General features: G+C 65.0%; 22 protein-coding genes. 6 read left to right on the top strand and 16 right to left on the bottom strand.

Translation table 11 applies throughout. The features are described 5' to 3' along the window. Positions 1-3: 3 nt before the first annotated feature. The 5 genes from BKA02_RS08305 to BKA02_RS14575 form a co-directional block, all read right to left on the bottom strand. Complete coding sequence (locus tag BKA02_RS08305) at positions 4-999, bottom strand: Gfo/Idh/MocA family protein (RefSeq protein WP_179433029.1); 996 nt, start codon at positions 997-999, stop codon at positions 4-6. After that, positions 999-2,096 carry an aminotransferase class I/II-fold pyridoxal phosphate-dependent enzyme gene (locus tag BKA02_RS08300; RefSeq protein ID WP_179433027.1) on the bottom strand — a complete coding sequence of 366 codons (1,098 nt, stop codon included), beginning with the start codon at positions 2,094-2,096 and terminating at the stop codon, positions 999-1,001. The genes BKA02_RS08305 and BKA02_RS08300 overlap by 1 nt, the downstream gene beginning before the upstream one ends. Continuing rightward, complete coding sequence (locus BKA02_RS08295) at positions 2,093-2,701, bottom strand: acyltransferase (protein WP_343045377.1); 609 nt, start codon at positions 2,699-2,701, stop codon at positions 2,093-2,095. Before BKA02_RS08295 ends, BKA02_RS08300 begins: the two co-directional genes overlap by 4 nt. Before the next feature lie 72 nt (positions 2,702-2,773). After that, entirely contained in the window at positions 2,774-4,069 is a 1,296-nt protein-coding gene (locus BKA02_RS08290; RefSeq protein ID WP_179433025.1) for a nucleotide sugar dehydrogenase, read from the bottom strand. 69 nt (positions 4,070-4,138) lie between these two features. After that, the gene (locus tag BKA02_RS14575) at positions 4,139-5,968 is read right to left on the bottom strand and encodes a DUF4012 domain-containing protein (protein ID WP_179433023.1); all 1,830 of its coding nucleotides are present in this window, start codon (positions 5,966-5,968) and stop codon (positions 4,139-4,141) included. A 96-nt stretch (positions 5,969-6,064) separates the two neighbouring features. Between BKA02_RS14575 and BKA02_RS08280 the strand changes: the two genes are divergently transcribed. Both BKA02_RS08280 and BKA02_RS08275 read left to right on the top strand, forming a co-directional pair. Further along, complete coding sequence (locus tag BKA02_RS08280; RefSeq protein WP_179433021.1) at positions 6,065-6,961, top strand: glycosyltransferase family 2 protein; 897 nt, start codon at positions 6,065-6,067, stop codon at positions 6,959-6,961. Positions 6,962-7,039: 78 nt separating this feature from the next. Beyond that, entirely contained in the window at positions 7,040-8,383 is a 1,344-nt protein-coding gene (locus BKA02_RS08275; RefSeq protein WP_179433019.1) for an oligosaccharide repeat unit polymerase, read from the top strand. Here BKA02_RS08275 and BKA02_RS08270 read toward each other — a convergent pair. From BKA02_RS08270 to BKA02_RS08225, 10 genes are all read right to left on the bottom strand, one after another. Continuing rightward, positions 8,351-9,658 carry a lipopolysaccharide biosynthesis protein gene (locus tag BKA02_RS08270; RefSeq protein WP_246285999.1) on the bottom strand — a complete coding sequence of 436 codons (1,308 nt, stop codon included), beginning with the start codon at positions 9,656-9,658 and terminating at the stop codon, positions 8,351-8,353. The genes BKA02_RS08275 and BKA02_RS08270 overlap by 33 nt on opposite strands. Further along, positions 9,609-10,754: a glycosyltransferase family 4 protein gene (locus tag BKA02_RS08265; protein ID WP_179433015.1), complete on the bottom strand. Its 1,146-nt coding sequence runs from the start codon at positions 10,752-10,754 to the stop codon at positions 9,609-9,611. The genes BKA02_RS08270 and BKA02_RS08265 overlap by 50 nt, the downstream gene beginning before the upstream one ends. A gap of 212 nt (positions 10,755-10,966) precedes the next feature. Beyond that, positions 10,967-11,974 (bottom strand): 3-oxoacyl-ACP synthase III family protein, encoded by a 1,008-nt coding sequence (locus BKA02_RS08260; RefSeq protein WP_179433014.1) that lies wholly within the window; start codon positions 11,972-11,974, stop codon positions 10,967-10,969. A 21-nt stretch (positions 11,975-11,995) separates the two neighbouring features. Beyond that, positions 11,996-12,745: an SDR family oxidoreductase gene (locus tag BKA02_RS08255; protein ID WP_179433012.1), complete on the bottom strand. Its 750-nt coding sequence runs from the start codon at positions 12,743-12,745 to the stop codon at positions 11,996-11,998. Positions 12,746-12,755: 10 nt separating this feature from the next. Then, positions 12,756-12,968, bottom strand: a complete 213-nt coding sequence (locus tag BKA02_RS08250) for a phosphopantetheine-binding protein (protein ID WP_179433011.1) — start codon at positions 12,966-12,968, stop codon at positions 12,756-12,758. A 27-nt stretch (positions 12,969-12,995) separates the two neighbouring features. Beyond that, positions 12,996-13,634: an acetyltransferase gene (locus BKA02_RS08245; protein WP_179433009.1), complete on the bottom strand. Its 639-nt coding sequence runs from the start codon at positions 13,632-13,634 to the stop codon at positions 12,996-12,998. Further along, positions 13,627-14,256 carry a sugar transferase gene (locus BKA02_RS08240; protein WP_179433007.1) on the bottom strand — a complete coding sequence of 210 codons (630 nt, stop codon included), beginning with the start codon at positions 14,254-14,256 and terminating at the stop codon, positions 13,627-13,629. Before BKA02_RS08240 ends, BKA02_RS08245 begins: the two co-directional genes overlap by 8 nt. Before the next feature lie 10 nt (positions 14,257-14,266). Then, the gene (locus tag BKA02_RS08235) at positions 14,267-15,382 is read right to left on the bottom strand and encodes a DegT/DnrJ/EryC1/StrS family aminotransferase (protein ID WP_179433004.1); all 1,116 of its coding nucleotides are present in this window, start codon (positions 15,380-15,382) and stop codon (positions 14,267-14,269) included. 14 nt (positions 15,383-15,396) lie between these two features. After that, positions 15,397-17,256 (bottom strand): polysaccharide biosynthesis protein, encoded by a 1,860-nt coding sequence (locus tag BKA02_RS08230; protein WP_343045376.1) that lies wholly within the window; start codon positions 17,254-17,256, stop codon positions 15,397-15,399. A gap of 160 nt (positions 17,257-17,416) precedes the next feature. Then, positions 17,417-18,526 carry a hypothetical protein gene (locus BKA02_RS08225; protein ID WP_179433000.1) on the bottom strand — a complete coding sequence of 370 codons (1,110 nt, stop codon included), beginning with the start codon at positions 18,524-18,526 and terminating at the stop codon, positions 17,417-17,419. Positions 18,527-18,626: 100 nt separating this feature from the next. Here BKA02_RS08225 and BKA02_RS08220 point away from each other — a divergent pair, with 100 nt between their 5' ends. The 4 genes from BKA02_RS08220 (at position 18,627) to BKA02_RS08205 (ending at position 23,802) form a co-directional block, all read left to right on the top strand. Continuing rightward, positions 18,627-19,988, top strand: a complete 1,362-nt coding sequence (locus BKA02_RS08220; RefSeq protein WP_179432998.1) for a tyrosine-protein kinase domain-containing protein — start codon at positions 18,627-18,629, stop codon at positions 19,986-19,988. Between the two features lie 84 nt (positions 19,989-20,072). Then, positions 20,073-21,542, top strand: coding sequence for a polysaccharide biosynthesis tyrosine autokinase (locus BKA02_RS08215; RefSeq protein ID WP_179432995.1), 1,470 nt, complete (start codon positions 20,073-20,075; stop codon positions 21,540-21,542). Then, on the top strand, positions 21,532-22,251 hold the full coding sequence (locus tag BKA02_RS08210; protein WP_281370270.1) for an arsenate reductase/protein-tyrosine-phosphatase family protein: 720 nt from the start codon (positions 21,532-21,534) through the stop codon (positions 22,249-22,251). Before BKA02_RS08215 ends, BKA02_RS08210 begins: the two co-directional genes overlap by 11 nt. Before the next feature lie 69 nt (positions 22,252-22,320). Further along, positions 22,321-23,802 (top strand): polysaccharide biosynthesis tyrosine autokinase, encoded by a 1,482-nt coding sequence (locus BKA02_RS08205; protein WP_179432993.1) that lies wholly within the window; start codon positions 22,321-22,323, stop codon positions 23,800-23,802. On the opposite strand, the gene BKA02_RS08200 is transcribed toward BKA02_RS08205, so the two are convergent. After that, positions 23,803-25,167, bottom strand: a complete 1,365-nt coding sequence (locus BKA02_RS08200) for a PqqD family protein (RefSeq protein ID WP_179432991.1) — start codon at positions 25,165-25,167, stop codon at positions 23,803-23,805. Positions 25,168-25,279: the final 112 nt, after the last annotated feature.

The following is a 25,279-nucleotide window of genomic DNA, read 5'->3' as shown; positions in this document are numbered from 1 at the left end:
GCTTTAGCCGCGCGCGAGCCTCTTCGGCTCGCCCTGCCGCGCCGAGTCCAGCGCGGCCTCCACGACGGCGAGCGTACGCAACCCCTGTTCCATCGTCACGACGTCGTTGCTCTTGCCGAGCACAGCGTCGCGGAATGCCTCGTGCTCGACGCGCAGCGGCTCGCGCTTGGGGAACGCGAACCGAGTGACATCGCCCTCAGAAACGCCGCGGAAGCTCGACACCGATTCCCACTCCAACGGGATCGTGCCGTTGGCGTAGAAAGTGAGATCACCGGTAGACGTGTCGGCGACGAAAGCGCCCTTCTCGCCCGTCACCACGGTCAAGCGCTCCTTCATCGGGCTCAACCAATTGACGATGTTGTTCACGATCACGCCAGACTCGGTCCGGCCAGTGATCGTGATCATGTCTTCGTATTCGCGTCCGCTCTTGTGTGCCGTCTGACCGAAGACCACGTCGTAGTCGCTCTGCACAATCCACGCGGTGAGATCGACATCGTGAGACGCCAGGTCCTTGCCCACGCCCACGTCGGCAATACGCGAAGGGAACGGGCCCTGCCTGCGAGTCGCCACCTGGTACACGGTGCCGAGCTCTCCCAAGGCGATGCGTCGACGCAGTTCCTGCAACGCGGGGTTGAAACGCTCGATGTGGCCTACGGCTCCGATCAATTCCGCATTGGCGAACGCATCGACCATCCGCTGACCGGCCGCGAGGCTGTGCGCGATGGGCTTCTCGACCAGAGTGTGCACCCCGGCAACCGCGAGCTTCAGCGCCGCGTCTTCGTGGAATCGGGTGGGCACCGCGACAACGGCCACGTCGATTCCCGCATCGATCAGCGCATCGATGTCGGGGAGGACGTCCAAGTCGCCGGCTACAGCATGCGGATCCCCTCCGGGATCGGCGATCGCGACGAGCTCAACCCCATCGAGCTCTCGGAGCACCCGTGCGTGGTGCCGGCCCATCATCCCAACACCGAGCAGGCCGGCGCGCAGCGAAGCCATCAGCCACCCGCCTGTGCGAGCACGTTGACCGCAGTGACGATGCGCTCCAGATCACCTTCGCTCAGCGAGGGGTGCACCGGAAGCGAAACAACCTCCTTGGCGGCCCGCTCCGTCTCTGGCAGATCCAAGCCCGGCGCGTATGACGCCAGGGACGGGAGCCGATGATTCGGGATGGGGTAATAAACGCCGGCGCCGATCTGATGCTCCTCCTTGAGAGCAGCGACGAAACGGTCGCGGTCTTCGGACACCCGAACCGTGTACTGGTGGTACACGTGGACGGCGCCGTCTGCGACGGGCGGGACAACAACGCCGCGAAGGTTGGCGTCGAGGAATGCGGCGTTGTTCCTGCGAGCGCGTGTCCACGCGTCTACCTTGGTCAGCTGCACTCGACCGATCGCCGCATGAATGTCGGTCATCCGATTGTTGAAACCGATGAGCTCGTTCTCGTACTGACGCTCCATACCCTGGTTGCGAAGGAGCTTCAACCGGCGCGCGATCTCGTCAGTCGCTGCGGTGACCATTCCGCCCTCACCGCTGGTCATGTTCTTCGTGGGGTACAGGCTGAACATCGCGAACTGACCGAACGAACCCACGGGGCGCCCGTTGAGCGAGGCGCCGTGAGCTTGCGCCGCATCTTCATAGAGATCGATCCCGTGGGACGCAGCGATCGCTTCAAGCTCCTGCATCCGCGCGGGGTGTCCGTATAGGTGAACCGGGAGGATGCCCCTCGTCCGCTCGGTCACCGCGGCCGCGGCGGCGTCCGGAGCGAGGGTGAAGGTCTCCGGCTCGATGTCGACGAAGACCGGTGTCGCCCCCGCCAGGGCGACGGCGTTCGCCGTCGCCGCGAACGTGAACGACGGTACGAGGACCTCATCTCCCGGGCCGACACCCGCCGCAAGCAGGCCGAGGTGGAGCCCCGAAGTGCCGGAGTTCACAGCGACCGTCACGCGTCCGGGTACGAAATGCGCAGAGAACTCTGTTTCGAACGCTGCCACTTCAGGGCCCTGAGCAATCATGCCGCTGCGCAGAACCCGATCAACGGCCTCGCGTTCCTCGTCGCCGATGACCGGCTTCGCTGCGGGAACGAAATCGTTCACGATGTCTCCTTGGTCAATGTGTCATCATGCTCTCGAAATCGTGCCCCCGAGACCGGACAGATCCAGATACCCTCCGAGCTCGGCTTCAACGGCACTCCCGCTTCGCCGACCCAGCCCATGCGCTTCGCCGGTACGCCGGCCACGAGCGCAAAGGCGGGCACGTCCTTCACGACGACGGAACCCGCCGCGACAGTCGCCCATTCGCCGATTGTGACGGGCGCAACGCAGGTTGCACGAGCGCCGATCGACGCGCCGCGACCGATAGTCACCCCGACCGGCGTCCAGTCGTGGGCGCTCTTGATCGTCCCATCGACGTTGACCGCCCGCGGGTAGGTGTCGTTCGTGAGGACCACCGCGGGTCCTATGAAGACACCGTCGGCGAGTTCTGCTGGCTCGTACACGAGAGCGTAGTTCTGGACCTTGCAGTTGTCGCCCAGTTGCACGCCCGTGCCGATATATGCGCCGCGACCGACGACACAGTTGTCGCCGAGCACCGCCCCTTCTCTGACCTGCGCCAGATGCCAGACCGACGTGCCAGGGCCGAGTTCGGCGTCGGCGGCGACGTCGGCGGACTCGGCGATCCGCACGTCACGACGCGGTGCCACGGAGATCCTCTTGGACGTAGACGCGAACGAAGTCGCCGTCAGCAGTTGGTGTCTCCACCAGTGCTGCCGCCATCACTCTGCTGCCCCAACGACGATTCGCGGCGTGCCGACCCAACGTGCAGGGTCGGTTGCCGCGCGACCATCGACGCACAGCTTGACGCCGGGCAGGTCAGCGGGCGAGATCTCCCGATATTCCGCATGATCCGTGTGAAGCACGACCAGATCGACCGGGTCCCCCATGTCGTAGGGTTCCAATCCGAGGCCGCGCAGCTCGTCGTCCGAATACAGCGGGTCGTGCACCCGGACAGTCGCGCCCCGCGCTCGCAGCGCGTCCATTATCGGGAAGACACCGGAGAACGCGGTCTCTTTCACCCCGCCTCGGTATGCCGCGCCCAGTACGACGGCGCGCAGACCTTCCAATGATCCCAGCAGTGCTTCTGCGCGAGCCACCATGCGTTCCGGCATCGACGCGTTGAGATCACGTGCGGTGCGCACGATCTCCGCTTCGGGATCGGTGGAGAGGTACAACCGCGGATACACGGGTATGCAATGACCGCCCACCGCGATCCCTGGACGATGGATGTGGCTGTACGGCTGCGAGTTGCACGCCTCGATGACTTTGTGCACGTCGATCCCGTTCGCCGAGGCGAAAAGTCCGAACTGATTGGCAAGACCGATGTTCACGTCACGGTAGGTCGTTTCGGCGAGCTTGGCCATTTCCGACGCTTCCGTCGTTCCCAGATCCCACACGCCGTTGGCCCGCGAGAGATCCGGACGCTCGTCGAACTGAAGGACGGCCTCATAGAAGTTCCGAACTCGACGAGTTCCTTCGGCGGACAGTGCGCCGATGAGCTTCGGATACTTCTGCAGATCGGCGAATACCCGGCCCGTGAGGACCCTCTCCGGGGAGTACGCGAGGTGGAAGTCGACCCCCTCGGTGAGGCCTGAGATCTCCTCGATCATCGGCTTGTACCGGTTGCGTGTCGTTCCCACGGGCAGCGTCGTCTCGTAGACGACAAGCGTCCCCGCGGTCAGGTGCTCGGCGAGCGACTTCGTCGCCGAGTCCATGTAGGTGAAGTCGGGCTCCGAGGTCTGCTCATCCACGAAGACGGGCGCCACGATGACGATCGCGTCCGCGTGCGGGATCGCTTCACTGTAGTCCGTCGTCGCACGCAGTCGTCCTTCGGGGATCAACTCCGAGAGCCGCTCCTGCAGCTCTGCTTCACCGGGGAACGGCTCTTGACCGGTGTTTATCTTGTCGACCGTCGCCTGATTGACATCGACGCCTACGACCTCGTGACCGGAGGACGCGAACTGCACAGCAAGCGGGAGGCCGATCTTTCCGAGGGCCACGACGGCAATACGCATACTGTCAATCCTAGATGCAGCCGCGTGGCGGCGAAGGCGTACGCTACGTGACCGGCCCCCGCTCGACGATCACGAGCAACCGGGTTCCGTGATCGCGACGGAGGTAGCTCGGCTCATGGGCGTATGCCAGACGTTCAGCGGACCAAGCTCGCTCGATGCTTCCGCCGCGTGGAATCGAAACGCAATCGTGTGCGAACTCTCCAGCCAATGCGAGACCTCGACCTTTACCGCAGGACGTCCCAGATGCTGCCCCGCGCTGAGCACAGGGGCCGGGGCGCCGTCGATGAGAACCTCATCCAAGGCACCGCCGACGGGACCGTATAGGACGACGTACGTGCTGATCTCTTCCGCCGCGAAGTACGGACCCTTGATGTAGGGAGGCAAGCGTCCCGCGATATCGGCTGACAGCGACGAAGACAACGTCACCGCACCCGAGTATTCAGCCGGCTCTGCTTCACACCGTGTTGAACTCGCCTCGATCGCCATATCGAGGTAGTAACTCTTCTTCGACCCGGTGTTGTCGTTGACATAAACCCCCAACACTGTGGAATCAGAATTGTTCTGAGGCATCACCCCGGACATTCGCGATCCGGCGATCAGCTCGGTCTGGCGCTCATCGTTGCTGCGATACAGGATGCGCCCCTCGTCGGCGCCACGCGCGATCGCCGAGATGAAGGCCACCGGATTTGCCGGACCGTTCGTGACTGCCGTGTACACCGCATCCGCGGCAGCCGCGAAGAAAGCATTCTGCTCAAGGTTGGTCTCGTATCGGAAGTAGACCTCGTTGAGCAGGAGCGACGTCGCGTTCGCCGCACTGAGCGTGTCTCCGGTCGGCAGCTGCACGGGACCGGTCGCTCCCAAGACATAGGCCAGGGCGACGGGATCGATCGAGATAACGCCGTCGAAAGTCATATCGAATCGATCGGCCCAGAAACCGAGAATTATGCTGGTGGCTTCCGTGAAATCGGGAACCATCGTCGGATCTGGGGTATAGCGTCCGATCTTGTCGCCGTAGATCGCCACCGACTCGGGGTTCAACGGCACGATCGGATCGGCCCGAGACGAGAAGTCGGAGCTGTCGGCCCGTTGGACGATCGACACGACACCGTTGTCTGCGTGGAGGACAAGGAAGACCGCGGCATTGCCGCCGAGGCTACGAGCCTCCGAGGTGCCTTGGAACATCAGGAGGTAATTCTTCGGCTCTGGTGAGCCCAAGGCCTCCGGCAGCACTTCGAGCACATCCCGCATGGGCTGAAGCATCGGCAGAATCGAATTCAGAGCGTTCTCTAGTTTCGTGACGCCCGCCGACACCGGTCCGATCAGGTTTTCGCGATTGATCGGATCGAGCGATTCCAAAGCTGTACGCGCTCCGGCCTCTGCCTGGTCGAGCAAACCCGAAAGCTGCGCCAGCGCACCCACGTCGATCGCGCCGCCGCGAGGAACGAGCGCCGCGAGATCGACCGAGCTCATCGGCTGAACCACGTCACGGGCAAGCTGATCAGCAGATTCTGCGACGAGTCGCACCGCGACGAGGTCATCAGCCAGCCCGACAGGGAGCGACTCAGCGAAGGACCACAGCCGCCCTTGTGCCTCCGCGCGGGCCGACCCCGTCTCCTCTGCGAACTGCTCCGCGGCGACGGATGCAGAGTCGAAGTCGCCGTCCATCACGCCTTGCTGCACTTCACTGACGTGCGACAATGCGGCGTCGAGGTGAGCCCGCACACGATCCGCCTGGCCATAGATCTGGCTGGCCAGCCACCCGCCTATTGCGACGATGGCGATCAGCACGAACAGCAGCGCGCCGAGCGAGATCCAGAGTCCGAGTCTGCGGCGTGGCTTGGTCTGCGTCCGTTTGCGGTGCATCGCGCGTCCAGGCGCGTCGGGATCGGCTCGATTCACAACGTCATCAAATCAGATCGGCCTGAACCGCAGATGGGTGCGAGCGGGGCGTGAGCCATAGGATGGGCGAGAACCGCACCCGACTTGGAGCTAGTGATGCCCACCCCCCGTGTCACCGTAGGCATCCCTCTTGTCAACGAGAGCCTCGACGAGATCGAGCTGGCTGTCCGATCCGTGTACGCCCAGACCTTCACGGACTGGGAGGTCGTCTTCTTCCTCGACGCGAGTCCACCGGACCGCGTCGAGCACATCAAGAAGATCGACGACCCCCGCGTCTCATATGTCGTCAACGACACGCGGCGCGGCATCGGCAGTCACCTCAACCGCCTCGCCTCTATGGCCCGCGGTGAGTACATCGCAATCCTCGCTGCGGACGATGCCTGGACTCCTGATCGACTGACGGTGCAACTGCAGAGACTCACGCAGGAAGATGCGCCCGACGTCCTCGCGGGTCAGATGATCATCATCAGTGACAGCAAGACGGTCGAAGGAGCCCAGAAGGCGGCCCACGTCCCTGACGACGCACGTGGATGGGTAGCCGGCACGCCGATATCGCACGCCACCGCCATGGCGCGGACCGCCTGGTTCCGCGATCACCCCTACGACGAGTCGCTGATCCGCGCTCAGGATCGCGCATTCTGGATCGAAGCCCACGTCGGGAGCACTATCGAGATCCTTCCGGATGTCGTCTACTACTACCGCGTCCCCAAACCACTCAGCTACAAGAAGTACGCGTGGAGCAGCAAGTATGCCCGCCGAGTCATTTGGAAGTACGGCCGACGCGTGCTGTCCACGCCACAGGTGATGAAGATCTATGCGGAATCGGTGGTCAAGCAAGCGATCGTCGCTCTCACGACGATCGGCGGCGGGTCATCCAAGCTGTACTATCGTCGAGTCGACCCGTTGACGCCGGAGGAAATTGCCCGGCACCAGCGGATTATCGAAGAAGTCGGTCGCACTGAAGTACCCGGTTGGGACGCGGGATCCGAATGACTTCGCTCGTGAATCCACACCGGAGCGCATGAGGCAGCCGTGATACTTCTCTTCACCATTCTCGTCGCCGTCCTGGCTGTGGGGTACATCGTGGTGTACCTCCGTAAGGGCATCGTCGCCAGCGCCGCCCTGTGGTTCACGATCCTCAGCGTCGTCTTCTTCCTGTACTCGTTCGTCGTGGTGTGGAGCGAATCCAACTTCAACGACCTGGACGGCATCGCCACGGGAGTACTCGTCGTGAGCCTCGGGTTAGTCTCGTTCATCGCTGGCAGCCTCGTGCTGGGCGGGCCGAAAGGCAGGCGGCATACCGAAAAGCGCCATGTGCGTCGTGATCCAACCGTTCGACGCGTGGTTCCCCCGGGCCGGGGCCTGTTCTTCATTGCGGCTGCGGTGATCGTCCCTTCCGTCGTCTACTTCGTGTTGCTCGGCCACGTCCCGCTGTTCATGGGAGTCGGTGACGTCTTCGAATCCGGGTATCAAGGCCTCGGGGCACTCCAGACCTATCGACTCGAACTCACTCCGCATCTCTCCGGTATGTCGATCCCCTTCAAGGGAGTCTTCGACATCATCCGCAACTACGGCCCCCTCTTCATCGTCGGAGTGAGCACCGTACAGATGCTGCAGGGAGAGAAGCGCTGGCCGCGCATCCTCCTCATCGTCCTCGGCGTCGTCACCAGCCTCGCCGCGGGTCAGCGCTGGCCGCTGATCTACCTGTTCGTGGCTGCGCTAGCTGCCATCTACGCGCTCGTGGGATTCGGTATTCGACCGGCATTGCGACGCGTGGTGGGATTCTCCGCACTTCTCATCGGGGTCGGTCTGGTGATCACACTCCTGCAGAAGCGGACGACAGAGGTGATCGACAGCTTTGGCGAAGCGGTCAATTTCGTCTTCGAGAATCTCTTCCAACGCATCATCTTCGATCAGAGCGCCACGCCGATTCTCAGTTTCCAGAACCGCGTGTATAACTCCGGGGAACTCGGCGGAGCTTCGTATCTGCAGGCACTCCTCGCGTATGTTCCCGGCTCGGACGTGCAGAACTTCGAGGTCGACTTCTTTTCGCGCATCTACGGCAGCAGCTACGGATACACGGCCGCACCCGGCTTCTTCACCGAGGCGTTCATCAACTTCGGCCTGATCGGCGTCGCACTGCTCTCCTTCGCTTGGGGAATGCTGCTCACCACGATCGACCGCAATCGACAGTGGGAGAAGGATCGCTACTTCTCCCCCGGGTTCAAGGCCGCCATCGTGGCACTCCTCGCAGGGACCTCGTTCGCCGGTGTCGGGGTGATTATCGGCGCGGCCCTCATCTACTTCTACATGTCGATCGTCTATCGACTGGGTTCACATCTGGAAAAGTCGGACACAACTGATTTCTCTGCGGCCGAGTTGTCAGCGGTTGGTGTCGCCGCTCGCAGCAAGTAAGAGACCGTAGCACCACGTCACGACATACGTGATTGCGAGAGCAGTGTAGATCCACCACAGCGACGTAGTGAGGTCTAAGTTAATCACTGCCGTCACGGTGAATGCGGCGCCCATCAGGGCCACTCGCAGCACGTCGAGCACCGTGTTCGCCAAGGAGCGCTGATAGATCAGGATGAACTTGCTGAGCGGACTACCCACCAGCCGCACAGCAGAATTGAGCGCGAGGATCTGCACAGCGATACCCGCGACAGCCCAATCCGCCCCCAGGATCATCGGAATGACCCACCCGCCGAGAACACCGAAACCGACCCCGACAACGAGTCCTACGACCGCAAGCAGCCCGCTCACCCGCAGATACGTCGGTCTCAGACCACCCGAACCATCGCGGACCTTCTGAGAGACCTCAGCTTCGATCACCTGTGCTGCTGCTGCGCCGATGAGCGCGAGCGGGATGCCGACAATACGCTCAGCCATTCCGATCTGCCCCCCGGCTTCGAGCCCGAACCACATCGTCACAAACAAGAGAGGCGCCTGCGCGCCGATGGCGTTCAACAGAGCCGAAGGCGTGAATACGGCCGGGAACCGCCAGTAGGTGCGCCAGGCCACTCGTCGCACACGACGATCCACCATGCGGAAATCGTCTCGTGTCTGCAACCAGAGAGGTATCAGCCCGGCGACTCTCCCGAGCGCTTGTCCTGCGATCAGACCGGTTCCCTGGCGGGTCACGAGTGCCAACGCCAACTGGCTCGCGCCTGCGGACGCTGCCTGATAGACGTTTCGCCGCGCGACTGATCCGTAGAGCTTTCGACGTAGGGCCAACTGGCTCAGCAGCGAGTACAACGCCGTGAACAAGACCAGCACAGCGATCCACAAGGAGGCGAAGGGTATGTCTTGAAGCGCGGTAAGTCCCCACAGCTGAAGCAACTCGACGACAACAGCCGTTAAGACGGTCGAGGCCGCAATGCAGATGAGGCAGTTCATGACCACTGCTCGCACCGCACTTGCTCGGCGCGGAAGCATCGCTGCAGTTTCCAACCGAAGCGTCGCCACCGGCGCGATCACCGCCGTCACCGCGAGCACAAAGCTGAATGCACCGAACGCGTCGGGATCATAGAGTCGTGAGATGACAGGCAGCACGGCGAACGCGATCAGTTGAGCGATCACGGTCCCCGAAAGAACGGAGGCGAATCCCCTCCCGGCCCCTCCAATCCGCTGTTTCACCGGCTCATGCGCCCCGTCGTCCACGCCAGGCGCGAGAGTGCAGCGCCCACACATGACGAGGAGCGAACTCGTCCACTGCCCGTGCGCGCGCGGCGTACCCGAGCGCGGCGCGCTTCTCGTCGTCTCGTACCGTCCTTGCAAGAGCATCCGCTAGTGCCGCCGCGTTTCCTGTCTGGACGATCAGCCCGGTCTCGCCGTCGATGACGGCGTCGACGCAGCCGGTGGCGTCCGAAGTGATCGCCGGCACTTCCATGGCCGCCGCTTCCAGAACGACGTTCGGGAAGCCCTCCCGTCTGCTCGGAAGCACGAGCACATCCATCACTGCAAGAAGAGCCCGAGGATCCCGGACGAACCCTGCCAAGTGCACGGGGATGATGCCGTCCAGCCGCCGAGCAAGCTCCGTGACTGGAACGCCCTCGGAGTCTCCGACAATGAGCAGCTGCACCTCCGTTCCTCGCGAGGCGCAGATCGCCAGTGCGTCGAAGAGCACGTCGATCCCCTTGTCAGGGTTGAGTCTGCCAACGAAGCCGACAACCGGAGCTGTCGACGCCCGAAGAGCGCGAGACAGTTCCGGATCGATCTCGGGCAGCTCCGCCTCTCGAGAGAATCGCTCCGCGTCGACGCCGTGCGACGACCCGCTCCCAAGCACAACGACGTCCTTGCCGCCATTGACCCCGAGCTGACTGGCCCGTTCTGCGAGACTGTTGCTGTTCGCGATCACCATCGAGGAGAGTCTCGCGGTGAGTCGTTCCAGAAGCGCGAACACACGCCTCGAAAACCCGCTCGCCGTCTCGAGGCGCAGGCCCCACAACTCGTAGATGCGACGAGGAATCCGCGTGAACCATCCTGCCAACGCGCCGATCAGCGACGCCTTCGGCGTGGCGTACACCAGCACATCCGGTCGGATCCGGCGAAACAGGCGCACGGCCGCAAACACCGCACCCAGATCATCGAGCGGCGCCGGATCCCTTGGCATGGCGAGCGGTTCGAAAGCGACGCCTGCGGCTGCCGCCATCTCCGCGACGCCTTCGCCGTCGCTGCAGACGAGGGTCACATCCCACCCGTCTGACTGCAGAAACTGGAGGTACCCATCGAGGAACGTCGTCGCGGTGATCGAACTGGTCACCATCAGGCATAAGCGCCGGGTCATCGAGCTGGCACCCCTTTCACCAGCGTCGATGCGGCCACGTCTGCAGTGACGCAGACCGCGGCGCCCAAAGTGCTGCGCTCACCAGTCTTGAGCCGTTGCAACACGACGGCTCCTGCACCGACGCCCAGCCGTGCGCGCGCCGACGGCGACCCCAAAGCCACCCCCTGCCTCACTTGGACGCCTCACGATTCAGAGCGGTCCGCTGTCTGCACCTACCAATCGATGACAAGTCCGCCCCAAGACAATCCCACGCCGAAACCGACGATCATGACCTTCATCCCCGCATCGAGGACTCCTTGCCGCACCGCATCGGTCAAGGCAATGGGAATGGTTGAGGATACGGTGTTTCCCGAATCCTGCATCGAGACAAAGAAGCGATCCTTCGGGACTCCGAGTTTCTTGCGCAGATGATCAAGCATGAATGCGTTGGCTTGGTGGAACACAAACAGGTCAATGTCGTCTCTTCCGAGCCCGGCCTTGCTGAGCACTCCATCCACGGCAGCGGGCACGGTTGCAAGCGTGAAATTGAAAATCGCTGGACCGTCCATGAACAAGTCATGGTCTCCAGCAACGAGTCCGCGGGCTTCGGCATCCGACTTTGGCTGAATCTCACGCCCATCACGCAGCCCGCCGGACGGCACGATGAGACTCTTCGCGCCCGACCCGTCGGTACCGTACACCACGCCATTGATTCGGCTCGCGCCACCGACAGATTCCACGAACGTCGCGGCGGCGCCGTCGCCGAATATCGTACGCACCGACTTGTCGCCCTTGTTGAGCACGCGCGTATACGTGTCGGAAGTGATAACGAGAACATTCGAAACCTGCTCGGATTCGATCAAGCCCTTGGCGAGGCCGAGCGCATATACATAGCCAGAACATCCAAGGTTGATATCAGTGGCTCCAACGGCTGTGGGTAGGCCGAGCTGAGTCTGGACGATTCCGGCGACGGACGGAAGGATGTAATCGGGCGTCTGTGTGCAGACGATCAAATACTCGACCGAGCTTCTGTCGATCGACGCGCTCGACAAGAGCTGCTCAGCAGCGCGTACTGCCAACTCGGACGTGTACTCGCCTTCCCGTACGACGTGCCGACTGCGGATCCCTGTCTTGCCTTCGATCTTCTCGACGCTCCACTCGGGGAACTCTTCGGCGAGCGCATCGTTCGTCAGAATGTTCGGAGGCAGGTAATAGTCAACTGCCGAGACGCGGGATCCCATACAGTGACCTTACCGTCAGCCTCACTGTGCCGTGTATCCGCCGTCAACCGCCATCGTGCTTCCCGTTATCCATCTGGCGTCCGCGGAGAGCAGGAAGATGATGGCAGAGGCGATGTCATCCGGGGAGCCGAGCCCGAGCGGGTGAGCACTTTCGATACGTGACCAGCCATCCGGTCCGACCAGTTGTCTCATCTTGTCCGTCAGTGGAGTCGAAACGACTCCGGCGGCGACACTGTTGACGCGTATCTTCTCATCGGCGACCTCAAGTGCAAGCGATCTCGCAGCTGCCGCCACGGCGGCCTTGGATGCTGCGTAACCGCTCACCCCCGGACTGCCGACGATCCCAACGGCAGAGGACACGAACACGGCGCTCAGTTCCTCAGCTCGTGCTTCTGGTCGACGCAGTTCCTTCAGGATCAACAGCGCTGCTGCAACGTTGAGCTGATATAGCTCAGCAATCTTTCGTGCAGAGAGAGTACGAAGCGGCGTGAACGCGTGCGCTCCGGCCGCGTGAACGAAACCGCTGAGAGCGCCGAGTTCGTCCACCGCCCGGCGAACAAGATCAGGGATGGTGGAGTCGTCGCTGAGGTCGGCCGGGAGAACGACGTGTCCAGTGCCGGGGAGATCGTCCCGCGTTGCTCTCAACGCTGCTTCGTTGCGAGCAACGAGACCGATACGAGCCCCACGCTCTGCCGCGAGTCGGGCCGATGCGCGGCCGATTCCAGACGATGCGCCCGTAATGAGCACCGTGTGATCCGCCAGCGACTTCACAGATGTTCACTCACGCGTTGAGTAGGGAAAATAGGTCCGTCACGGTACGCGCTTCAGACAGTTTGTCAGCATCGACGGCGATGTTCGCACGTTCATCGACCTCGGCGATGAAGTTCAAGTTGGAAAGCGAGTCCCAGCCAAGATCTTCAAGATCGGCATTCTCAGCCACCTCTTCGATTTCAAGGATTTCAGCGACGAGCTTCAGGAATTCATCATGGTTCACGAAATCAGACTACCTGAGCCCTGCACGTTATCGCCGACTGATCACGCGCGCAGGAACGCCGGCCACCGTCACCTCACTGGGAACGGCCCGTGTGACGCAGGCCATGGCGCCGACGATGCTTTTCGCCCCGATCTCGAGGCCCTGGAGTACGAAGGAGTTAGCGCCGATGAGCACCGATTCCGCAAGCTCGACCTCTCCCGACACTGCCGCGCCCGGGTTGACGGTCACGTAATCATCAATCGACACATCGTGCCCGATCGTGGCGTTGAGGTTGAAATGGCAGTGTCTACCCGTCGTGACGTTCGTCGTCATCCTGACACCGGCACAAACGACCGTTCCCGGCCCGAGGCTCACGAGTGACCCGATCGAGGACTCTGGGTGCACTAGCGTGGCCGCTTCGAACCCTGCGCTGGTCATCCGGCTGTCGATGGCTGCTCTGACGCTCGCGCTACCGATCCCGATGACAAACTGAGCATCATTCTTCTTCGCCGCAAATGAGTCGACCGCGCCGAGGTAGTCAATTCCCCGCTGTCGTAAACGTGCGGCATTCTGCTCGGTGAGACTGTCGTCAAGCACGCCTATCACACGGTACGAATTCATGGCGTCGGCCACGTCCAGCACCTCTCGACCGAAGCCGCCTGCTCCTACAACCACGAGATCATGCATCGTCGACACGCTCCTTCGTTCCCGTGAATCGAGTCATCGTCGCATGCCCGTCCGCTGAAATCCCCTCCCGGACGAGGACGGAGCGCACCGTCGCGAGAAGTACCTTAGCGTCCGTGACAAGGCTTCGCCGGTCCACGTACTCAACGTCGAGCCGGAACTTCTCGTCCCAACTCAGCGCGTTACGGCCGTTCGCCTGCGCCAACCCGGTAACGCCAGGGCGAACCTCGTGTCGGCGCGCCTGTTCGGGCGTGTATCGCGCCAGGTACTCGACGAGGAGCGGGCGCGGACCAACGAAGCTCATGTCGCCACGCAAGACGTTCCACAGCGACGGCAACTCATCCAGGCTCGTCGCTCGCAGCGCATGCCCAAACGACGTCAGGCGCTGCTCATCGCTCACCAGTCCTCGTTCATGATCAACATCCTTCATGGAGCGGAACTTGTACAGAGTGAAGATCCGCTCGTTACGTCCTGGCCTCGGCTGGGCGAAGACGACGGGCCGGCCGAGCCTGAGCGCGACGCACAGGGCGGTCACCCCGATGACGGGCGAGAGCACGACCAGACCAATCAGCGCCCCGACCACGTCCAGGCCTCGTTTCCACGGATCGTACGCACGACCAGTCATGCCCATACGCTCACCGACTACCGAGGAAGGACCGGATGCGGTCGAAGACGCGCGCGCGCTGGCCATCGGTCAGCGCCGAACCGCTGGGCAAGGTCAACCCGCGCTCGAACAGGCACTCCGAAGTGCCGTTGATGGTCCCTCGCCACCCGGCGAACACCGGTTGCAGGTGCATCGGCTTCCACAGTGGGCGACTCTCGATATCGTCCTCCGCAAGCGCTGCCGCCAGCAGTTGCGGGGCCCATCCGGTCACGGTCTCGTCGACGAGGATCGACGTCAACCACACATTGTCGTGCTCGTCGCCCTCGGCGCCGAACACCTCCACTCCCGCGGTCCCGGCGAACAGTCCCTTGTACAGCTCGCGCATCTCTCGACGACGGGCGATCATGTCGTCCAGGCGGCGCAGCTGCGCACGCCCCAGCGCGGCGAGGAGGTTGCTCATGCGGTAGTTATAGCCGATGTCAGTGTGCTCGTAATGAACAACGGGTTGCCGGGCCTGGGTGGCGAGATAGCGCACCCGCCCCGCGAACCCCTCGTCGTCGGTGAGCAGCATGCCGCCGCCGGAGGTGGTCATGATCTTGTTGCCGTTGAACGAGACGATGGAAGCGCGTCCGAAGCTGCCGGCGGCCTGCCCATTGTGCGTGGCCCCCAGGGATTCAGCGGCATCCGCCAGCACCGGAACCTCGAACTCATCGGCGATCTGCTGGATCGACGTGTAGTCCACGGCCTTTCCCAGCAGATCGACGGGCACGATCGCAGCCGCCCGTTCTCCCGCCGCACGTAGCGTCTCCAGTGCTTCGCGCAGAAGCAACGGATCCATATTGCCGGTCTGCGGATCGGCGTCGACGAAGTACGGCTCGGCGCCGGTGTAGGCGATCGCATTGGTGGTCGCCGCGAAGGTCATCGTCGAGGTGACCACCACATCACCCGCTCCGACACCTAACGTCAGCAGGCCCAGATGCAGGGCTGCCGTGCCCGAGCTCAGCGCGACGCCGTGCGCCGCGCCGACGCGCGCGGCCAGTTCGCTCTCGAAGGCGTCGACGTCGGGGCCGAGCGGCGCGATCCAGCCGGAGCGCATCGCGGTGACGACTGCATCTTCTTCGGCCCGCCCCACATCGGGGGAAGACATGTAGATCCGTTCACTCACGACGACGACTCCACCGGCCCGGTCGAGATGTCGATCGGCCGGATCATGCTCGTGTCGTTGTCGCGGGGTGCCTGCTCCAGGCGTGCCTTCCAGCCGTCGAAGTCGAGACGCTCGGGCGAGATCGTGTCGGCGTTCGTATGCGCGACCTTCGGGTGGAACGGACGCTCCAGCTCTTCACGGTTGCCCACGAGCACCTCGTGCATCTTCTCTCCGTGCCGCAGGCCCGTGAACACGATCTCGATGTTCTTGCCCGACATCGAGATCATGCGCTTGGCCACGTCGAGGATCGACACTGGCTCTCCCATGTCGAGGATGAGGATCTCCCCGGGCCGGCCGATGCCGCCGGCCTGGATCACCAGCTGACAAGCCTCCGGGATGGTCATGAAGTAGCGGGTCACCTCGGGGTGAGTCACCGTGAGCGGCCCACCCTGCTCGATGAGCCGCTGGAAGGTGGGAAGCATGGAACCACGGCTGCCTATCACGTTCCCGAAACGCACCGACAGGTAGCATAGGCCGGTCTCTTCGCCCATCCACGCCGTGAGCTTCTCCGCCACCCGCTTGGAGTGGCCGAGCACGCTGGTGGGATTGGCGGCCTTGTCGGTGGAGACGTTCACGAACGTTCCAACCCCCACAGCCTGGGCCGCCTGAAGCACGTGGAGCGTGCCGAGCACGTTCGTCTTCCACGCCTCATCGGGGTACTGCTCCAGCATCGGCAGGTGCTTCAGCGCCGCCGCGTGGAACACGACCTCGGGCTGACGTTCCTGGAAGATCTTCAGAAGCGCATCGGGTTCGCGGATGTCGGCGAGCACGACGTCTTTCGTGTCTAGGAGGCCATGACCGAGCGTGCCGAGTTGGGCGAGCTGCAGGCCAGTCTCATCGCGATCGAGCATCATGAGCTCGCTCGGGCCGAACTTCGACAGCTGACGGCACAGTTCCGAGCCGATCGATCCGCCCGCGCCCGTCACCAGCACGCGGCGCCCGGTGATGTATCCGGCGATCTGCTCCACGTTCGTGTCGACGGGGTGACGGCCGATGAGGTCTTCGATGCTGACTTCGCGGAGGTCCTTCACCGAGGCCTCTCCGCTGAGAACGCTCGACAGAGCTGGGGTCACCGAGACCTTCAGCCCGACGGCTTCGGCCTCGTCGCTCAGTCGCCGCAGCACCGTGCTGTCGATGTTCGCGATGGCGATGATGAGCGCCTGCGCACCCGTCTTCCGGGCGGCATCGGCCATGTTCTTGGTGCGACCCACGACCGGCACGCCGCGCAGACGCAGGTTCTTCTTGGCCGGGTCGTCATCGAGAATTCCCACGGCGCGGAACGGCGACTCCGGATCGGTCGTGATGTTGTGCAGCACGCTGTCGCCCACGTACCCGGCGCCCACGACCAGCGCCGGTACGGCCTCGCCGCTCGGCCGGCGGCGGCTCTCGAGCACGAGGCGAGCGAGGTACCGCACGCCGAACATGAGCAGCAATACGAAGGGGAACGCGAGGATGACGGTGCCGCGCGGCACGCCGATCGCGTTGCCGAATACCAGCACGACGACCGCGAGCACCACCGCTTCGCCGAGAACAGCCAGCCCGAGCGTTCGCACTTCGTCGAAAGAGCCGTAGGGGTAGCGCCCGCGATACAGGGCGAGAAAATACCCGATCACGATCTGGAGCGCGACCGCCACCGCAGCGATCACGAGGATGGAGATCCATCCGAGCAACGTCGGCTCGAACTCGAACCGCAGAACGACGGCCGCGAAGAGACCGAGGACCCACGCCGCGCAGTCGACGATCGCGGCGAGCAATCGCCGTCGTCGCTGTTTGATGGTGATCGTCGAGATGCCCTGCGTATCCGCTGAGACCGTCACTTCCGTCCCTCCGGCCGTGCCCCCACGACCACCTCTTCCTGAGAATTCGCTTAGCGTCCCCTTACTATCGTGGCACAACCGACCGACACCGCTCGTCACGGAACGCGAATATGAATCGAACGAAAACTGATTCGGATCGGGCCGATGCGCGTCGTCACCGTCAGCCTTCGGGGACGGGATCCGTCGGGATGTCCGAATCCGGCTCGGTGACGGGCGGCGGATCGCTCGGCACCTCGGGGGCAGGACTCTCCTCGCCGCCGCCATCTCCCCCGCCGTCGTACGACGGCTCCTCCGAGACGACCGCCTCGACGGCACGCGCCTGATCTTCGCGCAGCGCCTGCACGGCAGCGATGTACGCCGTGGCCGCCTGCCGCCCTGCGTCGGTCTCGAGCGTGTTCGCGACGACGCTCGCCGCCGCCGCCCACACAGCATCGCGGAAGCTCTGGTCCGCGAGGGCGTTCTCGGCGTCCTCCGTTTCCGCTCGCGCCGTGAAGGTGGCGGCGAAGGCGGCGAGCTGCTGCCGATAGGTGGCCGTCGCTGCATCGGCTTGCCCGCGCACCTCCCGCAGATCTGCAATCGCGCCGTCCACGACGACCACGCGCGCGCGGACCTCATCGATCGCGCTCGCGACCTCGGCCAGCGATTCCGGGTCGACGTCCGGTCGTTCGTAGGCGGCCGGCATCTCCGGGAGGCTCAGCGTCTGGAGGGCTCCGACGTAGGCGTCGAGCGCCGCCACGGTCGCGTCGCGAGACGCGCCGTCGATCAGCTCGGCATCGAGGGCGACGAGAGCGCTGCGGACCGCGGCTGTCGCCGAGACGTCGTCGGCGATCGATGCGGGGACCCGATCGTTCAGCGCCGCCAGCCCTTGTTCGGCGCTGGCCAAATCGTCCTGATCATTCACCAATGACTGATAGGCCGTTGCTGCCGGAGTCGCGCGTGCGGACTGCGCGACGACGAACGTCGCCGTGCCGCCGACCACGAGCAGGGCGACCACTCCGGCGATCACGTTGACCCAGTTGATCCGTCGGCTCCGCCGGGCGCGGAACGACCCTCTCGGCGCGACCGCGGTGGTGCGCACATCCGCCGCGACCTGATCCACGAGGCTGCGGAGCTCACCCCGATCCGACGGTGCATCCGTTGGCGCCGCCAGCTGAACGGGTGAGCCTATCAGCTGCTGAAGCTTCCCGCGCGCCTCATCGTCAGTGCTCAACGGGGTCGTCGCCTGATGGTCCCGCGCGTCGCCGGGGAAGAGCTCTGCCAGTGTCGTCATAGTCACGTGCGGACCAGCACGCCGCACCCCCCTGCGCCCGTCGATGTCTCAGCCTGCGGTTATCCTCGTTCAGGATACCCGTCGCATCCGTTGAGGAGACATGGACCTTCACGATTACCTGCGCGTGCTTCGGCGCAACCTCGTGCTCATCCTCTCCTGCACGATCATCGGCCTGAGCGCCGGACTCCTCCTCGCATCGCTCACCCCACCCCGCTATCAATCATCCGCAGAGCTGTACGTGGCGGCCGAGACGAGCCAGACCTCCTCCTCAGAGCTGAACCTGGGTCGAAGCTACGCTCAGCAGGCCGTGACGAGCTACCTCACCCTCTTCTCCAGCGAGCTCGTGCTGCAACCGGTGATCGACGACCTCGGCCTCGACACCACGCCCGCCGAGCTGGCGAGCCGCGTGGATGCCTCTGCCCCTCCGAACAGCGTCTCGATCACGGTCTCGGTCACCGCACGGACTCCCAGCCAGGCGGCGCGGGTCACCGCCGCGGTAGCCGACAGCTTCCGCTCCGCCGTGACCGAGACGATCGAACGCGGCTCCGCCAACCGTCCCAGTCCCATCCGCATCGATATCGTGCAGCCAGCCCAAGTGCCGATCTCACCGGTCGCCCCGAAACCTGTGCTGTCCACGGTTCTCGGCGCGCTCATCGGCCTCGCTGTCGGCGTCGGCGCAGCCGTGCTTCGTTCGGTCATAGACACACGCGTGCACGGGATGCGCGATGTCGAGCGCGCGACCGAAGCCCCCGTGCTCGGCGCCGTACCCTTCAGCGCCACCGCGAGCGCACATCCGCTGGTGGTCACCACTGCCCCGCACTCTCCGCCGGCCGAGGCGCACCGTGCGCTGCGCACCAATCTTCAGTTCTTCTCCGTGGAGGGCAAGCCGATCGTCCTCACCGTCACCAGCGCCGGGCCCGGCGAGGGAAAGACGACGACAGCGGTGAACCTCGCCATCGCGGTCGCCGAGACAGGAGCGAAGGTCGCGCTCGTCGACGGCGACCTGCGTCTGCCGCGCGTCGCCGACAGGCTCGGGATCGAGGGTGGCATCGGCCTCAGCGACGTGCTCGCGGGGCGTCTGACTGCCAGCCAGGCCATCCAACGCTGGGGGCGCGGAACCCTCTTCGTCCTGCCCTCGGGCACGCGCCCGCCCAACCCCGCCGAGCTGTTGGGATCTTCGGCCATGACGCGCCTGATCGACGATCTCACTTCCGTCTTCGACGTCGTGATCGTCGACGCCCCTCCGCTGCTGCTCGTCACCGACGCCGCCGTGCTCGCGAAGACCAGCACGGGCGCGCTGCTCGCGGTGGCCGCCGGCAAGACCACCGTCCCGCGCCTTGCCTCGGCTGTGGAGAGCATCGACAAGGTGGGGGCGCACGTGCTCGGCACTGTACTGACGATGGTGCCGACCACCGGCGCCGACCGCACCGCATACGGCGCCTATGCGAAAGCCGAGGCGTGAACGCACCGCGCGTTCTACGGCTCGATCTGGCCCTTATGGGACAATGACCACGGCCGATCGCCGAAAAGACTGGAGACGATTCGCGTGGAATTCCGCGACTACCTGCGCATCCTGCATCGCAATTGGATACTGATGCTGGTGCTGCTCGTGCTCGGCCTCGCCGGCGGAGCCGGCTACGCCATGATGCAGACGCCGAAGTACGTCTCGTCCACACAGCTCTACGTCTCCGTGCGCAGTGAGGGCGCGGCCACGGGCGACCTCGTGCAAGGCACGACCTTCGCGCGGCAGATGGTCACGAGCTACGCCAACATCATTGGCACGGCCCTCGTGCTCGACCCTGTTATCGATGACCTGCGACTGGACACCACCGTCGGTCAGCTCGCCGGGACGATCACCGCCTCCGCACCGCTGAACACCGTGACGCTCGAGATCAGTGCGACCGATTCCGACCCCGAGATGGCGGCGAAGATCGCCGACGCCGTAGCCGAGAGCTTCTCCGACGCCGTGCAGAACACCCTCGAGCGCCCCGCCACGGAGGGAGCGGCGAGCCCGGTGACCGTCACCGTCACGAACCCGGCGTCGGTCCCGACCAAGCCCGCCAGCCCGAACGTGCCCCTGCTGGTCGCGCTGGGCGGCATCCTCGGCCTCGCCATCGGCATCGGCATCGCCGTGCTGCGGCACGTGCTCGACGTGCGCATCCACACGCTCCACGACATCGAGCAGCTCACCGACAAGCCCATGCTCGGCGGCATCGCGTACGACCCCGATGCATCCAAGCGCCCCCTCATCGTGCATGCGGATCCGCGCAGCCCGCGCTCGGAGTCGTTCCGCACCCTGCGCACGAACCTGCAGTTCCTCAACGTCGACGGCGGACCGCGCACCTTCGTGATCTCCAGTGCCGGACCCGCCGAGGGCAAGTCGACGACGACCGCCAACCTCGCCATCGCTCTGGCCGAGACCGGTGCCCGCGTCGCACTGATCGACGGTGACCTGCGTCTGCCACGTATCGCGGACTACATGTCCATCGAGGGCAGCGTGGGCCTCACCGATGTGCTCATCGGCCGCATCGACGTCGCCGACGCGCTGCAGAAATGGGGTACGGGCCAGCTGTTCGTGCTGCCCAGCGGACGCATCCCCCCGAACCCCAGCGAACTGCTCGGATCCTCGGGCATGGATCACGTGATCCAGCCGCTCGAGGAGTACTTCGACTACATCCTCATCGACGCCCCTCCCCTGTTGCGCGTGACCGACGCCGCCGTCGTCGGCAAGAAGACGAGCGGAGTCATCCTCGTCGCCGCCTCGGGAAAGACGAAGAAGCAGGAGCTCGCCGGCGCCGTCAAGAGCCTCGACACCGCCGGGGTGCCGCTGCTTGGAGTCGTCGTCACGATGCTGCCGACGAAGGGCCCTGACAGCTACGGCTACGGTGCCTATGCGTACGGCGCCACGCACTCGTTCGACGACTCTCCCGTCGAGCTCGCCATGGACGAGAGCGCGCCGATCAGCCAACTGGTCGATCTGTCGGCACGATCGAGAAGTACGACGAATGCCCGATGATGCGTCGGCGCAGGAGACGCCGCCTCCGGGGATGAGCCGACGCGAATGGCGCGAACGGCAGAGAGCATCTGAATCTGCTCCACGGCCCGCCTTCGCGCCGCCCGCGCCGTCGGATGCCTCTGCGCTGCCGACGATCCTCACGGTCTGCACGGGCAACATCTGCCGCTCCCCCATGGCCGAGACGCTGCTGCGAGCGCGTCTGCACGACCTCGGCGTGCGCGTGCACAGCGCCGGAACCCACGCGCTCGTCGACCACGGCATGCCTGCGCCGGCCGCCGCCCTGGCCGAACAGCTCGGGGCATCGCACGACGACGTCGAGGCGCACCGCGCGCGCTACCTCGTGGAGCCTCTGCTGCTCGAATCCGATCTCGTGCTCGCCATGACCCGCGAGCACCGCTCGCACGCCGTGCAGATGCTCCCGCAGCGGCTTCGCCAGACCTTCACCGTGCGCGAGTTCGCGCGCTTGGCCGCGTCGCTGACCACGGAGGAGGCGACGAAGATCGCCGACGCCGCGAGCACAGACCCCACGGCGCGGCTGGCCGCCGTGGTCGCCGCCGTGCGCGACCAGCGAGGGCTCAGCGCAGGCGGCGACGATGACGACGTGATCGATCCTTATCGACGCTCCGGCGAGACGTACGCGGAATCGGCGGCGCAATTGGCGCCCGCGATCGACGAGGTCGAGCGGATCGTGCGCGCCGCGCTAGCCTGACACTGGGCTTCTCGGAGACGAGCGCCCGCACCGCAGAGCCCTAGGCTCGGATTCGACGCTTCGTCGTACGTGACCAGAAGCGTGAGGGGATGGAACGTGGAGCTGAGCGACTACCTGCGCATTCTGCGTGCGCATTGGATCGTCATCGTGATCGCGACAGTCGCCGGCGCCGTCATCGCGTTCGGATGGAGCGCGATCCAGCCGAAGGTGTACACGGCCGACACCACGGGCATCGTCACCTCGACCACCAGCGATGGCTCCACCGGCAGCGCCCTGGTCGGCAACCAGCTCGCGCAGAGCCGGGTCAAGTCGTACCTCAACCTCGGCTCCTGGCGCGCCGTCGCCGAGCACGCCAAAGACGAGCTCGGCCTCGACACCACTCCGGAAGCCCTCGTCTCGCGCGTGACCGTGACGAACCCGCTCGACACGACCGCACTCAAGGTGAGCGCCACCGGACCCACACCCGAAGACGCGCAGCAGCTCGCCGAAGCGTGGATGCACGGCATGGCCGATGAGATCGAGAAGCTCGAAGGCGGGACGGAGACCACGTCCGCGCCGGTGTCGCTCATGGTCGGCGATTCCGCGCGGCTCCCCACCTCGCCCTCCTCTCCGAACACCCGCCTGAACGTCATGCTCGGCGCGCTGATCGGTCTGGCGCTCGGGCTCATCTACGCCTTCATCAAGCACCTCCTCGATCGCCGGGTGCGCCACCCGCGCGACATCGAGCGCGAGACCGGCGTCTCGGTCATCGGCACTCTCCCGCTGGAGAAGACGATGACCGGGGAGCGGCAGGTGATCGACTTCGCGCTCGACACGCAGAGCGGCGTCTCTCACCACCTCACCGAGTCGATGCGCGAGCTGCGCACGAACCTGCAGTTCATCGACGTCGACAACCCGCCGCGCGTGATCGTCGTCACCAGCTCCGTACCCGGCGACGGCAAGTCGACGGTCGCGGTCAACCTCGCCTCGAGCCTGGCCGCGGCGGGGCAGTGGGCGATCCTCATCGACTGCGATCTGCGGCGCCCCGTCGTCGCCGACATCTTCGGGATGTCGAACGACGTGGGTCTCACCGACATCCTCGCCGGCCGTGCGGAGCTCAACGATGTGGCGCATCGGCCGAATCCGAAGGTCCCGCTCGCTGTCGTCGGCGCGGGGCGCATCCCGCCGAACCCCAGCGAGCTGCTCGGTTCGCAGCGCATGCGCGAGTTCGTGCGCAGCCTCGGAGAATCGGCCATCGTGGTGCTCGACTCCCCCCCGGTGCTGCCCGTGACGGATGCCGCAGTGCTCTCGACGGCCGCTGACGGCGTTCTCATCGTCGCCTCGGCAGGCAAGACAACCTTCGACATGCTGCAACGCGCCATCGACAACGTCACCCGCACGACGGGACGCGTGCTCGGCGTCGTGCTGAACAAGGTGCCGATGAAGGGCGCGGCCTCGGCCTATTACGGCCGCGAGTACTACGGCGCCTACGAGCGCTACGGGCGCGAGCCGGAGCCGGAGGACAGCACCGAGAGCGCCGAGGCCGGACCCCGCCGCTCGCCCCGTCCCTGATCAGCGGATCGTCACGACGCCGGCCTCGCGCAGCTGATCGAGCAGTGCGAGCACGTCGGCCCGGATGCTGTCGACGGCGATGTCGAATGCCGCAACACAGTGTTCGAGCAGTGCCGATTGCCGGAGCGCGAGCCCATCGGCCAGAACAGTCCAGATGATGGCGGCGGAGCCATCCAGCGCGAGCGGCTGGCTCCCGGTCGCGACGTTCATGACCGTGACCCGCTCCTGGTCGCCAACCCACGCTGCGGCATCGGTGATGCGCCACGAGGGCTCGGCGGCGAGGAGCTCGAGCTCCGCCAGTTCTTCGATGCGCGTGCCGACGAGGGCCTCGACATCCACGGTGTCCGCCGGGCTGCCGAACTCGGCGATGAGCCCGGTGCTGATGTCCTCCATCGTGCGACCGGCTGCGCCTCGCCAGATCGCGGGGGCGATACCGTCGAGGAGCTCGAGCTTCCCGCCGTCCTGCGACCGCCGGAGCAGCGCGAGACGGCCCTCTCCGACGTCGAGCGCATCGCTCGCAGGACCGCGGAACCACCGATCCGGGTCTTGGTCTTCCGCACCGGAGACCGTTGCGGCATCGACGCGCGCCTCGGGGCGGGCAACGAGCGGATCGTTCGGAGGTTCGGCATCCATCAGCGCGTCGATCACGCCGTCGAGCGACTCCGCCTCGCGATAGGTCACGCGCACGGCTCCCCCCGTCGCATCCAGCAGCGAGGCGATCGTGCGCAGCGGCGACCGCATCGCGGTGAGATAGCTGCTCTGCGGCGCCAGGGCCATGACGGCGTCGGCAAGGCTCAGCGGCTCGACGCGCGCATGCGGCCCTGCATCATCACGGCGATCGAGCACGACGACCTTCGACAGGCGCAGGGCGTGCGGCAGCTCGGGGCCGGCGACGGCCGCGGATACCGGCACTTGGTCTTTCGCATACCCGGCATTGACGATGAGCGACAGCGGCTTGCGATAGGCGACCACGCCGCCCTGGCTGTCGATCCCCACCGTCTCATCGCTCACATAGGCGAACCGCCGCGCGAGATGCCGGGATGCAGTCGTCTTCCCCGTCCCCGAGCGCGCACTGAGCACGACGACGTGGCCGCGTTCATCGGCGAGGCCGGCGGCATGCAGCATCCACAGCTCGCCCTGACGATGTTCGAGGGCTGCGAGCGTGACCGTGGTCGAGAGCTTCGAGAGCATCGCCGCATCGTCGAGGTCGGTGCGCGGACGCACGACAGCGTCGGGATCGCGGTCGTACCCGAGAAGCGCGTCGCGCCAGGCATCGCGGATCGCCTCGCTCGCGGCGGATTCCAGCTCGGAGACATCGATCTCGACGACAGCGCCGACCGCACTGACCAGAATGCGACCAGACATGGCGCTAGCCTATCGAGCAAGCAGCAGAGGAGGCGCACGGTGACGGTCGAACCGCTTCGCGTTGCTGACCCTCCGAAATTGCTCGCATCGCATCGCTTACGGGGTGCATCCG

This window comes from Microbacterium pseudoresistens, from assembly GCF_013409745.1.
Classification (GTDB): Bacteria; Actinomycetota; Actinomycetes; order Actinomycetales; family Microbacteriaceae; genus Microbacterium; species Microbacterium pseudoresistens.
Note: the sequence above shows the minus strand (reverse complement) of the source record. Positions and strands in the feature narration are given on the sequence as shown.

Bases quoted from the DNA above. Each gene is read 5' to 3' on its own strand.
- BKA02_RS08305 (WP_179433029.1), bottom strand. From the start codon at position 999: ATGGCTTCGCTGCGCGCCGGCCTGCTCGGTGTTGGGATGATGGGCCGG.
- BKA02_RS08290 (WP_179433025.1), bottom strand. From the start codon at position 4,069: ATGCGTATTGCCGTCGTGGCCCTCGGAAAGATCGGCCTCCCGCTTGCT.
- BKA02_RS08280 (WP_179433021.1), top strand. From the start codon at position 6,065: ATGCCCACCCCCCGTGTCACCGTAGGCATCCCTCTTGTCAACGAGAGC.
- BKA02_RS08270 (WP_246285999.1), bottom strand. From the start codon at position 9,658: ATGTGTGGGCGCTGCACTCTCGCGCCTGGCGTGGACGACGGGGCGCAT.
- BKA02_RS08265 (WP_179433015.1), bottom strand. From the start codon at position 10,754: ATGACCCGGCGCTTATGCCTGATGGTGACCAGTTCGATCACCGCGACG.
- BKA02_RS08260 (WP_179433014.1), bottom strand. From the start codon at position 11,974: ATGGGATCCCGCGTCTCGGCAGTTGACTATTACCTGCCTCCGAACATT.
- BKA02_RS08245 (WP_179433009.1), bottom strand. From the start codon at position 13,634: ATGCATGATCTCGTGGTTGTAGGAGCAGGCGGCTTCGGTCGAGAGGTG.
- BKA02_RS08240 (WP_179433007.1), bottom strand. From the start codon at position 14,256: ATGACTGGTCGTGCGTACGATCCGTGGAAACGAGGCCTGGACGTGGTC.
- BKA02_RS08235 (WP_179433004.1), bottom strand. From the start codon at position 15,382: ATGTCTTCCCCCGATGTGGGGCGGGCCGAAGAAGATGCAGTCGTCACC.
- BKA02_RS08225 (WP_179433000.1), bottom strand. From the start codon at position 18,526: ATGACGACACTGGCAGAGCTCTTCCCCGGCGACGCGCGGGACCATCAG.
- BKA02_RS08220 (WP_179432998.1), top strand. From the start codon at position 18,627: ATGGACCTTCACGATTACCTGCGCGTGCTTCGGCGCAACCTCGTGCTC.
- BKA02_RS08210 (WP_281370270.1), top strand. From the start codon at position 21,532: ATGCCCGATGATGCGTCGGCGCAGGAGACGCCGCCTCCGGGGATGAGC.
- BKA02_RS08200 (WP_179432991.1), bottom strand. From the start codon at position 25,167: ATGTCTGGTCGCATTCTGGTCAGTGCGGTCGGCGCTGTCGTCGAGATC.